At 38.6% G+C, this 13,472-nt stretch carries 7 protein-coding genes; 2 read left to right on the top strand and 5 right to left on the bottom strand.

Annotated features, from left to right (window positions below):
* Positions 1-170: 170 nt before the first annotated feature.
* Entirely contained in the window at positions 171-2,495 is a 2,325-nt protein-coding gene (locus ABJD71_RS05360; protein WP_348165691.1) for an EAL domain-containing protein, read from the bottom strand.
* 533 nt (positions 2,496-3,028) lie between these two features.
* On the opposite strand from ABJD71_RS05360, the gene ABJD71_RS05355 reads away from it, so the two are divergent.
* Positions 3,029-4,156, top strand: a complete 1,128-nt coding sequence (locus tag ABJD71_RS05355; RefSeq protein ID WP_348165688.1) for a hypothetical protein — start codon at positions 3,029-3,031, stop codon at positions 4,154-4,156.
* 238 nt (positions 4,157-4,394) lie between these two features.
* Positions 4,395-5,522 carry a UDP-N-acetylglucosamine 2-epimerase (non-hydrolyzing) gene (gene wecB, locus ABJD71_RS05350; RefSeq protein WP_348165685.1) on the top strand — a complete coding sequence of 376 codons (1,128 nt, stop codon included), beginning with the start codon at positions 4,395-4,397 and terminating at the stop codon, positions 5,520-5,522.
* 15 nt (positions 5,523-5,537) lie between these two features.
* On the opposite strand, the gene ABJD71_RS05345 is transcribed toward wecB, so the two are convergent.
* The 4 genes from ABJD71_RS05345 to pmbA all read right to left on the bottom strand — a co-directional run bounded on the left by ABJD71_RS05345 (position 5,538) and on the right by pmbA (position 13,399).
* Complete coding sequence (locus tag ABJD71_RS05345; protein ID WP_348165682.1) at positions 5,538-6,428, bottom strand: DUF4434 domain-containing protein; 891 nt, start codon at positions 6,426-6,428, stop codon at positions 5,538-5,540.
* Between the two features lies 1 nt (position 6,429).
* A complete protein-coding gene (locus ABJD71_RS05340) occupies positions 6,430-9,462 on the bottom strand; it encodes a hypothetical protein (protein WP_348165679.1) in 3,033 nt (1,010 codons plus the stop codon).
* On the bottom strand, positions 9,459-11,672 hold the full coding sequence (locus tag ABJD71_RS05335) for a glycosyl transferase family protein (RefSeq protein WP_348165676.1): 2,214 nt from the start codon (positions 11,670-11,672) through the stop codon (positions 9,459-9,461). The genes ABJD71_RS05340 and ABJD71_RS05335 overlap by 4 nt, the downstream gene beginning before the upstream one ends.
* A 401-nt stretch (positions 11,673-12,073) precedes the next feature.
* Positions 12,074-13,399: a metalloprotease PmbA gene (pmbA, locus tag ABJD71_RS05330; protein ID WP_348165673.1), complete on the bottom strand. Its 1,326-nt coding sequence runs from the start codon at positions 13,397-13,399 to the stop codon at positions 12,074-12,076.
* Between the last annotated feature and the right edge of the window lie 73 nt (positions 13,400-13,472).

The raw sequence follows: 13,472 nt of genomic DNA, 5'->3' as shown, positions 1-13,472 counted from the left end.
TGTCTATGGTATTCATATAAAATTAATCCTCTAACTAAAGTATTTGTAGGTTATTCTTACTCTGCTTACGAGGATGATGTCCTTAGTGCATCGGCTTAAGATCAGCGTTTGATATCTATGAAGCTAAGTTACGCTTGGATGAACTAGTGACGTAAATACAATTGATCACGCTACATTAACCACTCTTTTTGGTTATGTTCAGCTAACCAAACAAGTAAGTCATCTGCTTTGATTGGTCTACAAATATAATAACCTTGGGCTAGTTCGCATCCCCACTTGGCGAGAAGGCGCAACGATTCTAGATTTTCTACGCCTTCAGCAACGACATTCATATCAAAGTTATGGGCGAGATTGATAACTGTTTGTACAATCTTTTTATCGCCCTCTTGCTCATGTAAATTCATTACAAAACTTTTATCTACTTTTAAGGTATTAACGGGTAAGTTTTGGAGGTATGCCATTGATGAATAGCCTGTGCCAAAGTCATCAATGGCAAGCTTAAATCCAGCATCTTGGTAGGCCTGCATATGTGCAATAGCTTTAGCATGGTCTTTAACTAAGTCGCCTTCAGTTAATTCGAAAGACACACAATCTCTGGGGAGATTACGGGCGTCTATTAACTCCACAATTTGTGTGAGTAAAGAAGCGTTCATTATGTCTTTGGCTGATAAATTAATAGCCACCGATTGGGGAAAGCCTGCGTGATAGAATTTTTCAGCATCATTGATGGCCTGTTTAATCACCCACTGAGTGACATGTTGAATAAAGCCCGCTTGTTCAGCAATGGCTATAAAGTCTTCAGGTGATACAAACCCTAAGCGCGGATTGGTCCAGCGAATTAGGGCTTCAACATGGGTGACTTTTCCTGTTTGGATGTTTAATTTTGGTTGATAATTAAGAGTAAGCTCATGGGGTGCATTTTTAAGGGCATTTTTGAGCTCTGTAATGATAGCAAGGCGTCTTGAATATCTAGCTTCTAAGCTTGGGTCAAAAGGTAGAATAAATTGCCTTGTTATTTGTGCTTCATCTAATACTATATTCATACTTTTGAATATTTCTTCAGGGGTTTTGGCATCTTTGGGACATGTCATTAAGCCTAGTGCTACTTTAAGATCAATGTTGAATTCGCCAATGTTCACGGCGGCTTCTAACTTAGATTTCATAGTTGTTATAAAAGTATCGCTAGGAATGCCATCAGGTAACCATAGGAGTTCACCTCCAGTTAACCGAGCTGATATACCGCCAAAACTACTGAGCCTAAGAGCAAGTTCAGTTAAACATTTATCCCCATTGTGATAGCCAAAGATGTCATTAATACCCCTAAAACCAAAAATATTGATACCAATCACTAAGAAAGGGCTACCGGCCTCAAATTTTTTCTCAATTAAGGTTTCCACGAATTGGCGGTTATATAGTGAGGTCAAATTGTCGTGGCGAGCCTGAAAGGTGATCTTTTCTTCCCGCAATTGAATATTACCTTGCATCGAAGTAAATGCCTCTGATAACTGACTCACTTCTTCCGTTGAGCAATGCATGTCGATTGGATTAGAGTAATTCCCTACAGAAATTTCTTTTGCTTTTATTGCTAGTAAAGCCAAGGGTTTAGCTATTCTATTTGAAAATAATGCGCCCAATAAACTTGCCAATAAAATAGCTAGGGTTCCTGTTATAAATAACCTTAGTTGTAAGTCTGTAAAATCTGAGAATAATCTCTGTACATCTTCGGATAAGGTTAAAACGGTCTTATGGCCTAATTCATCACCGAGGATGAACTGTCTAGATATATAGGGAATATCCCGAGAAACTGTGATAGATAACCAAGAGGGCCGTGTTTCAATTTGAGACAAGGCTTTTTCCATATTAGGGGGACTAAGGGTACTAATCTGATAGGTTTCTTGTTTATTGTTAAATACCTGAAGGCTAGTGTTTAGCTTGGTTATTGCGGTTAACTCTTGCAGGGTGACTATATCTAGTTTAAAGCCAATTAATGCTAATGCTATAGGTCTTGGGGCATTTACAGTTAACATGATGACTTGGTATAGCTGCTGATCTAGCATCATTAGTACGCTAGTCCCTCCACCTTTCAAAATGTCGTTGAATATAGAAGTGTATGGAAAGTCTTTGTTTGGGGGTAATATATCTGGCGCACTGGTAATCGTCTTACCGTCTAGAGCGATAAGGGCCATAAGGTCTGCGTTTATTCTCGAACCATGGTTTTCCAAAGCGCTGTCTATAGTAGCCTTATCTTTTGAGGCTACAGCTTGCTTAAAGCCAAAGTCAGCGGCTAACACATGTGCTGAAGTAAAGAGTAAATCCTCTCTACTTTTTAAAACTCGTTCTAGTACGTTTTGACCAATTTCTAATCCCGCATCAAGGCGTTTTTGGGTTTGGTTTATTGTTGCCAGCCAAACTATTAAAAATAGCGTAATTGAAGTGAAAACAATTAAACCAACAACGAGCCGAAATATACTTTTGTTAAGGGATTTTCTAGCCAACTATTTATCCTTATTTACATCGGTAGGATTACATTAATACCATATAAATTTTAGCTGCTTAGCTAAAATTATTAAATTCGTACACACTAAATAAAAATTTATCATAAAGCGCATTCACTTAGCTCTGCTTGATGTCTTTGATAATGGGTTCTGGTTTATCAAAAGTGTTACTTATCTTTCTTTATTTGGCGACTTCCCCAGCAGTTATAGTCGCCATAAGCTGCAGAGCTTTAATGGGTACGTTAGGAATTAACATTAGGCCTTGTTTCATCTATCTCTCTTGGTCGAACACATTAACTGCTAAGAATGAGTCTTATTATAGTTACAATATCATCGTCTGTTTTAAATCGCTAAATTTTGAATTTACTTGGTATTAATTAATATACCTAAAAATTAAAATTCCTTAGCTTGATATCTGAGTATAGACCCAATGTACTGATATATATTTAAGTTATTGGCTCTTGTATTTAAGTGGTAAAACTCATATAAACGTAAGAGCTCTTTTATTGAAAGTACAATCGTAGATATTTTAAATGGCCGAACACAGACCTCTATTCAAACATATTAGAAATCATGACATCCTTTTTGCAGAGTTGGCAGTTGTTAGAAACGCCTATGCCCATAGTTTGGGATTAGCTCATTATGATTATCATAAAACCCCTAAATTTGTTACTGAGGATGGCCGTAGGCTTACTATCGAACCTGAGCGTAGTATTGTTGTGAATGATTATCGCGATTTACGTGGCGTCAGACATATTCTAGAGCGACAGATTCAAGGCTTGAATATTATTAGTAATAGTGACATTGGGTTTCGTTATCCAACCGCTGCAATTGCTGGGTTAGATGCTCCATTTATTAAACGGTTTCGATCAGAATTTTTTCATAAAATTGATGAAGATAGAAGTATTTGTCGACCTTTGAATTTGTCATATGGCATTAAAAGCCGTGGTAAAGCTGATAATCGTCAAGAATACGAAGTTTGGGTTGCCGATGATAATTTACAGCAAGACCCGTCACCATTGTTTATTGATAAGTATGGTGAAGACTTACCCGATGATATTCGTTTGTTTGCAGCAGAACAACCGATAGTTCATGGCTGGATGGGAGTAAAGAGAGCTGCATTTGAAGCCATCTATCAGGATAAGAAAAACATGGGAGATATTGCTATTAATATTGGGCTATCGGTAGATGCCTATAATATTGGTTCAATGCCTGACCTTTCCTATTCACCACTAACTGAAAGTTCTATTGCAGTTGGGAATGCTGAATTGGAATGGGAGGTTATGGGATATTATGCGCCTGCGGGTGTGCGAGTGGAACATGACCAAGTGTGGTCTGCTATCAATCACGCTATTGAAGCCGTTGGTGGGCCAATGGGTGATAATTATGCAAATGTGACTTTAGCGATCAATGAAAGCAAAACAGAGCGTATATTAAGTACTATACGTGACCAACAAGTTACAAATGAACACATTAGAGAGTTAGATTTGAAACCCTGGGAGTTTTTACAAACAGCAAGTGATCATAGACGTAAAGCCCATGACCCATCACGGACTGTTAATCTGTTAGGACGACTAAATCGACTTTTTTACCAAGAGTCTCATCAATTACCTTCGTTAAATGAAATCCATGATTTAATTGCGGATCCTACAGGTTGTTAGTCGATATTAATCGAGTAATGTTAATTGTGCCCTGATAAACTTTATGGTTTCGACGTTCAAATATTTTATGGTTGTCATGATTCCTCATTTAGTTGATTTATCTCCCGTGAGATTATGAAAAACCATTCGGTTAGAACTATTACTTGCCTTTTAGTTCTTTACCTAAAAACCTCAAAAGTGTAATAGAAATAACTTTATTTTAGGCTCTCATTGCCGTACCACAGGGCTTTCTAAAAAAATGAAATTTAAGAAGATATTATTGGTATTTGGTACCCGTCCAGAAGCCATAAAAATGGCTCCATTAGTACTAGAGCTGAAGAAACATTCAAAGTTGGATATTAAAGTATGTGTCACAGCACAGCATAGAGAAATGCTTGATCAGGTGCTTGATTTATTTGCAATTAAACCTGATTACGATCTTAATCTTATGCAGCCTGAACAGGATTTGTTCGATATAACCATCGGGGCACTGCAAGGATTAAAAACCGTCTATGCTGAGGCTAAACCAGATTTAGTGCTAGTTCATGGTGATACAAGCACTACCTTTTCTGCTTCTCTGGCCGCATTCTATCAAAAAATTGCAGTTGGCCATGTTGAAGCTGGATTGCGAACTGGTGATATAAACAGCCCATGGCCTGAGGAAATAAATCGTAAATTGACAGGCGCTTTGACTCAGCTGCACTTTACCCCTACAAAGCAGTCAAAATTAAATCTATTAAAAGAAAACATCAGCGAAGATACTATTTTTGTAACGGGTAATACTGTTATTGATGCCTTGTTACAAGTTGTCAACCTTATAAAAATCGATACTAAGCTTAATGAAAGTTTAACTAAGCAGTTCGATTTTTTGAACCCAACTAAAAAGCTGATTCTTGTAACTGGGCACCGAAGAGAGAGTTTTGGTCAGGGATTTGAAAATATCTGCCAAGCCATAAAACAACTAGCGAATAGAAATGATGTGCAAATTGTTTATCCGCTGCACTTAAACCCAAATGTGAAAGAGCCTGTTGAGCGTATTCTTGGTAATGTGACTAACGTGTTTTTGGTTAAACCCATAGACTATTTGCCTTTTGTTTATTTGATGAACTTGTCGTATTTAATTTTAACTGACTCTGGTGGCATCCAAGAAGAAGCCCCTTCTCTAGGTAAGCCTGTGTTGGTGATGCGCAATAGCACTGAGCGCCCTGAAGCGGTTGAAGCTGATACTGTGAAGTTGGTGGGGACTCAATTAGCTTGTATAGTTGAGCAGACTGTCAACTTGTTAGATAACAAAGAAGCCTATAAAAAAATGTCAGTTGCACACAACCCCTATGGTGATGGCAGGGCCTGTAAAATAATTACCGAAGTCATTGTTTCACAATGCTAGGCCTCTAAGCAACTTTCAGCCTAAGGGTAATGGACTATATGGCAAATATCGTAGTGAAAACGTCAGAGGTTTTTGACAGTGTTTTGAGTTCTCACTAGGGCCTGAGTTGGGATTTTTTCTAGCTGTAAAGGTCTCATTATTTGCCGATGTTTGCAGAAAGTTTTCAGAAATAACGCCGATATTACATCCCGCTTTTGCGATTACTTGATGGGCAATCGTGTCTTTTGTTAATCCATTGCCTTTTTGCAACCATAACTTGAATCCCATGCTAGTTAATTGGTTTATATCAAAAAGAGCGGCTTTCAGTGGTGTAGTCTCAGAAAGAAAATAGCTAACGGCTATATTTTCATCAATGGTCAAAATAAAGGATTGTAAAGCATGGTTCAGGTCTGCCCGACCTTGGTTAGGGGGAGATGTGAGATATTCATGGGTAAGTTCCATTGGGAGATACCAGCCAGCAAAGTTGTCCTTATTAATTAAAGATAAAACCTCTAACAAGCTAACTCGTCTGCTATTTTCTAATAATACTCTTTGGAAATACTCTCTAGAATCAGGCTTATTATTACCCATTATTTGATAGTAGTCGTCAGGTAGGTATAGCCCTAACCAAATACGAAAATGCTTATTTTCAGCCATGGTCAGTACTTCTTTTAAAAAATTGTTTTTGGTCGCAAAGTTAGTGGGGCCGTATTGGGTCCACTGGATTACGATTTCTCGGTAACCTTCTTCATAAACCTTATCTAATAATGCATTCCATTGAGGAACTGTTATGAGCGAATCCTGGCTTAAGGGTTGATAAAATATGGTGTCAGCAAATATTTTAGGTGCATGCAAACTACAGCATGCTAACAGCACAAGCAGGCCTTTGCTAAAGTAGAAAAGCAAGTTGCGGGTTGTGGATTTCATCCTAGTAAAAGTAACTACCAATTAAGAATATGCCATGATTGTCATTGGTCAGGTTTCCTGAAACTGTTAATCGCCACTCTAGAGCTAAGCTGTATGAATGCACTCGATCGTAGTAAAATTCGGGAGTGGTATACAAGTTCCATTTTAATCCTAAACCTAATGAACTTTGATTATAGTTAGATAGATTGCCTAATGGACCTATTTGTAGTCGACGAAAATCATATTGAGCTAGTCCATAGTAGCCGATAGTTTGTTTGGATGAGGTCTTTAGCGCTTCAGTATAGCCAATATCAAATCTACCTAAGCCTAACAATTGTTCTGATTTCGGAAGGTATAAAAAATCGAAATAAAACAGTCTTTGCCACCAAGCATCCTCAAAGCGCCAGCCATTGCGCCAACCTCCTTGATCGAACAAGCCACCATTTACTCGAACTATGGCTTCCCAGTCACCAGACACAAAGCGTTGCGCTCCTAGACTTGTTTTTATATTGTATTCATCAAATATTTTGTAACTCACTCCGAGTTCTTGGCTCCAATCACTCAAGGGGTGAGAATTACTACCGTTGGCTGAAAGTTGAGCGTATACAGACCATTTTTTATTAGTGGTGTTGAAAAAGTATTCAGCTCGGCTGCTTATATTGTTGGTCGGAAGTGAAGCTAGCCCTAAGTCACTATTTTCGTAAAATACATCTCCTAATATGGCTCCACTACCTTGAGAGAAGCTAGCGGTGAAATGCCAGTTTTGGGATAAATCTCGATAATATTGATGCAGATTCCAGTTTAGCTCTGCTGTTTTAGGCGCACTACCTTGGGAGTTAGTTTCTATTCCTTTTTTTACATAATGGATGGCGGCATCTTGTTGGTTATTTTTAGCTGCGATATAGCCTAATTGTTGCCATATTATGGTGTCTATTTCAGCTTCTCTCTCAGTCAGATTTTGGAGGATTTCATAGGCTTGTTGAGGTTGTGAATCAATTAAGCTATATGCTAAAGACAGTTGATAGGTTTCTTGTTCTGGAGCGAGTTTAGTGGCATTTTGCCATGCTCGTATTTCTTTGTTTTTTTGCCCTGTACCCTGATAAATTATGGCTTGCCTAGCCCATTGCTGTTCATTGAACTGATTTCTTTGGTTAATAAGCTGAGTCGATAGAGCTTGGGCTTTTGTGTATTTCTGTTGTTGAATTGCTAGCTCAATACCAAAATCTAACCAAGTCTCAGTATCACTCTCTGCTAAGAGCCAGAACTCCTCCGCTTTTTGGTAGTTTTGCTGTTGATAATACAATTGCGCTAAATTCAAAAAGTCTGGCTGAGTCCAGTTTGACTTACCCAGTTTATTTAGAGTATTTATGGCAGCAGTCGGATTGCCTAAGTTACCGTGTGCATAGGCTATGGCTCGTAATGTTTCATCACTGGGTGATTGTTCATATGATTTTTGCCAATATTTCAATGTTAGTACAGGGTCTTCGTTAGCACTGCACAGCGCTCGAGTGGTCCAACTAAGGGCGGTATTCATATTACTTTTCGCCAAAATATCTACGGCACTCTTACAATCTTGATTAAGTCTTAGCATTTCTGCGACAACATCTTGATAAAAACTAATTTTGGCTAAGCTTTTTATGGCAACTGAGGATAGTTTGTTTGTTTGTTGTTGGTATAACTGAGTCAGTCGTTCAACTAAATTTTGAGACATGCTTTGAGGCGCAGTAACCAGCCGCTTCTCAAGCAGCGATAAAGCTTCTTTATTTTTATTTTGCTTTAATAAAAGAAAGCTAGCGGTATCTAAATACTGGTCATTGTTGCTAGCATCATATAACTTCAAGAATTGCTCTGTTGCTAAATCAAGTTGCCCTAATTTTTCGTAACTAAAGGCTAGGGTTTCATTGTAGTTGCCTGCTAATTTGGCTTGGATTATTTGATTGATTGCAAGTTGATATTCTTGCTTAGCAACGTATCTTGAAATAAGTATTTTTGATATAGATGTGGAGTACTTGGCCCCGCTGGTAATGAGATCTTGTAACTGTTGATTACTTAACAGTGTTGCTGCATAGGTTAACCATAATTCCTGCTCCATGGTGTTTTCACAACGGACCAAATCTTGTTCTGCTCTACTTGTCCAATTAAAAGATAGGGCAAGTTCAATACGCCTTTGACAGCTTTTATGAAGTTGAGGCATGACAGCAAAGGCAGTGTCTCTGTCTTTGGTGTGGATGGCATGTTCAAATTTTTGTTCTAATAAGCTTGGGTTGAGCTGATGATATTTTTCAATCCATGCAAAGGCTACATTTGTTTCAGGTATATCACCATTTGCAATGTTAGCCTGCAAATACTGATAGTAAATATCAAAGCTAAGCCGTGATTTTGGCTTTTCTTGGGCAAAATTTAGTGCCGCTTGAGTTTTACCTATTTTGAGTAACGTAAATGCATATAGGCGCTCTGCATCTGTAGTGCGCTTCTCTAATGGAATGTCTAAAAAGTAATTCTCGACTTCACCAAACTCCCCAAGTTTGCTTGCTAATCTCATTTGTACTTCTAGTAGCTCTGGAGGTAAATTGTCAATTTCACTTAACCATTCATATGTTAAGGCGTCTTGCCCTTTTGCTATGAGTCTTGATGCAACGACTTGATAATGGTATTGACGATGCTGTGATGGTGTTTCTTCAATTAACTGTTTAAGTTCAGAAGATAATTGCAAGTTATTGTCTATAATTTGCGCTTCGATTAGGCGGTTTAATAGGGTTCCTCTTGAGTCTTTTGATATTGCGGTATAGACAGAAAACGCTTCATTGGTTTGATTATTCGCCAATAGCAACTCAAATAGTAAAATTTGATAGGGTTGATGTTCTGGTGCAAATTCAATGGCAGATTTTAATTCTAAAATGGCAGAAGAGTACTTACCTTCTCCTTGCAAACGATAAGCCTTCTCAAGGTAGGGATAAGATACAAACTGCTGATAGTCGTTCAGTTTTGCAAAAGTTGTTGGAGCAAATAAAAGTAATAAAATAACCGTAAAAGATAGACTCATTTGAAAACTCATTCTTTCTCCCTTTTCAGGTTTTCATAGTGGAAGATAAGAGAGTCGATGTTTTGTTGCCTTGAGTTTTGCAGCGCAATTATATCCTTTACTACTTGCTCACTGATTACTTGTTGTTTTACTAGGTAATCACCTAATCGCTGGTGACTAGAGTAATCAAACCCCAAAATGATCTGGTTAAAAACTGCGGGCTCTATGAAACCGGCTTGTTGCAAAGCATCACCAAACATAATTTGAGAGTTATAGTATTGGTCTAATATGACTTGCTGCATATCACTGGCTAAGGTGCCTGCTGCAACTTTTTGCTCGATTTTTGCCGTTGGGTTACTTTCTGCATCACCTAGGTAATGGTATCTAATGCCAACGGTGCATGCGCCAAGTTGACACAATTGATACTCTATTTTTTTGTTGAGCTGTCTTTCAATAGAAGCCATAGCTACTGGAGATAGCTTGTTCTCCCCGGTTAAAATAAGTAGGCCCTGTTCTTCTTTTAAAGGGAGTATGCGGTATTTTAGTGCTATGCCTTTGGGGACTAATTGGATGATGTTGGCTGAAATTTCGAACGGCGCAATTCGCTGATACTTTTTGCTCGCTTGTTCAGCTAATGCTTCACCTAACGTGTCCATATTGATAACGTTTAGACGAACAAGGGATTGCCCTAATTTTTCATCGGGTAAACGCTTTTCTAGCGCTACGGTTATTTGCTGTTCAGTTACCTGATGCTTTGATTTGAGAATACTTCCTAATGACTGTGTATGAACACGTTCACTTACAGTTGGATATTCGTGGTCTGTATTATCCCAGGCAACTCTACTAGGGTTTCCATCTTGCGCTACTACCAGTTTGATTGCACGACAGTTAGCCAAGAAGTTTATTAAATTGCCCCAAACTAGCCTAAAAGGGCTCACTAAGGCTTCTAACATACCGTAGTATTTTCTGACAAAAATTATTCTTTGTACTATGCGGTTTACAAAAAAGCAGAAGTTTATTTGTATCAATAAAACCGTCAACTCATCATCCATGAAGATAGACATGAATCGATACCCATCTTGGGTTGTGTGCTCAAAAATCCAGATGACGATTGCTTGCAGCGAAATTAAGGTTGCTAAAAAACTAAGAAAATATGCGATAACCCCTTTACGATCTCGCCACAAAAAGTAATTGAGTTTCCAATCTTTTGACCATTTATGGACTAGGGTACCTTGAAAAACAATGCCTACTATCCAGCGGCTTTTCTGCCTCACTGAGGTGCTTAGTGTTTTAGGAAAATATTCTCTTACGCACACTACATTTCCGTCTCGCTTGTTTCTGCTTATGGACTTTTCAGCATAACGAGCATATTTTTTATCGGTAACGGAAAAGCGAACAAATATTTCTTCCATACCCCACGTTTTCATTCTGAAACTAATATCGTAATCTTCGGTTAAAGATTGAATATCAAACGGTAAGCCATCCCCTTCTTCGGTTAGTTTGATAATCGCGCGGCGACTAAAGCATGTACCAACACCAGCACTTGGTACTTGGCCAACAAAAGATTCTCGTACGATAATGTCTTTGCCGTGCATTTCTGAAAATTCGTCTAGATAATGACCCGTTGTGAAGTGAAGTGGGCCTCTAGAAAATGGATACACGGGCAATTGAATTAGGTCTTTGCTTTCTAGTAGGTGATTAAATAGTCTTAATTCCATGGCTGATACAACATCTTCAGCATCATGGATGATAAAGCCGTCAAATTTTACTTTGGTTTTCTCTTCAAATGTTAGGATAGATGCGATGACATTGTTCAGGCAGTCAGCTTTACTGGTAGGGCCGGGACGAGCACAAACAACTTTGTGAACATTTGGATACTGTTTACAGACTAAATCGACATCAGCTTGAGTTGCTAGGTCGTTTGGGTATGTGCCAACAAATATTTGATAATTTTCATAATCTAACTCGGCTGCAGTAAATTCTGCCATCCTAGCTACTACTCCGACTTCTTGCCAAGCAGGTACCATTATGGCCAAAGGTTTCTCTTTGGCTTTTAGTAGGGATTTTTCATCAAATATTGGGCGCTTTCGGTATATGAATAAAGCGCGCCAAGCTTTACGTGCCCAATAATAAATATCGATAATCACATCATCGACAGCGGAGATTAACATTAACACCATCAAGAAAACGGCTATATAACGTAACGCGAACAGATAGTTCGCAAAAATGTCTACCCAACTCATTTAGATTTCAACCGCTTAATGCCTATTTTATATGGCACAAAAATGTGCAATTCATCCACCTAAGGCAAACTAAGCCTCTGGTGACTACATGTCAGCTATGTCTTACTTAAAATACTGTGCTCATTGAAGCTATTAGTTTTAGTAAGTTATGTTTCTTAGATACTAAAGGGTTAACCTACACTAAGTATCACTGCTGCCAAATACAGAATTTTATATATATTTAGGCAATCATTCCGTTTGAAATTTAGCTAAGGTCTCAACTAATTTAAGTGCGTCTTGAGCCAACCAACTTAGCAAAGTTATAGCTAATGAAATATTCTCTTTAGTTTTAAAAATTATGCCAAACTATTCAATAATTCAAAAGCTATCTCTTTAATTTAATTGTAGTTTCTTGAAGTAATCTATTCACCCGCAATCTGCATTTCGTTAATTAGGACTGAGCCTGTCTGTATACTGCCACGGGTTTCTTGAACTGCACCAATGGCTACAATATTCATTAGCATATCGGCAAGGTTGCCAGCGATAGTGATTTCGTGAACTGGATATTGAATTATACCGTTTTCAACCCAAAACCCTGCTGCACCGCGTGAATAGTCTCCCGTTACAATATTGACTCCTTGTCCCATGAGTTCGGTAACTAGTAAGCCTGTACCCAATTTTTGCAGTAAAGCTTGGTCTGATTCACCTGTATGTTTAATAAACCAGTTGTGGATGCCGCCCGCATGCCCAGTGGTTTGCATTTTTAGTTTACGAGCGGAATAACTCGTCAATAAGTAATGATTGAGGATTCCTTCACTGATTACATTTATGTCTTGAGTTTTTACACCTTCATGGTCAAAAGGAGAGCTGGCCAAACCTTTTAATATATGTGGTTTTTCGTTAATCTCAAACCAATCAGGTAAAATTTGCTGTCCTAACTTGTCTAGCATAAACGATGACTGTCTGTATAAACTGCCACCACTGATCGCGCTAATCAGATGACCAAATAAACCCGAAGCAATTTCACGATCGAATAATACAGGTACTTTGCAGGTTTTTACTTTACGAGCTCCTAAACGGTCTAAGGTAAATTTAGCCGCTTCTTTTCCTATTTGTTCTGGACTAGCTAAAGATGATGTTTCGCGACCGACAGTGTAGCTATAGTCTCGTTGCATATCTCCGTCTTGCTCACCAATAACCACACAGCTTAAGCTATAACGGCTGCTGTTATAGCCCACGTTAAGTCCATGAGTATTGCCATACACTTTAGTCCCTAAGTTGGCGTTATACGAAGCACCGTCAGAGTTGGTAATACGCTCATCAACACTTAATGCGCTGGCTTCGGCAGCTATTACTCGTTTGATGGCTAACTCGGTATCTAACTCTACTGGATGATATAAATCTAAATCTGGAGCATTAAAAGCCATTAAGGATTTCTCAGCTAAGCCTGAACAAGAATCATTGCTAGTGTGTTTGGCAATTTCTATGGCTTTTTCAACGGTCAGTTGTAGCGCTTTTGGTGATAGGTCGGCAGTTGAGGCACTCCCTTTTTTTTGGCCTTGGTAAACAGTAACTCCTAGGCCTCCGTCGTTAGTGAACTCTACGGTTTCTACCTCTTTAAGCCGTGAAGAGACGGCTATACCTTCCACTTTGGACATGCTGGCTTCTGCTTGAGTGGCGCCTTTATCTTTGGCCAGTTTTAATACGTCTTCTACGATATTTTGAATTTCTGTTAATTGTTGTTGCATGAGACCTTCGTTATCAATCTTCGGCTATGTTTCAAGCAGTTATTGTAATCATACTGGTTTCAAGACCTTATGA

This window comes from Paraglaciecola sp., assembly GCF_039943935.1.
Taxonomy (GTDB): domain Bacteria; phylum Pseudomonadota; class Gammaproteobacteria; order Enterobacterales; family Alteromonadaceae; genus Paraglaciecola.
Note: the sequence above shows the minus strand (reverse complement) of the source record. Positions and strands in the feature narration are given on the sequence as shown.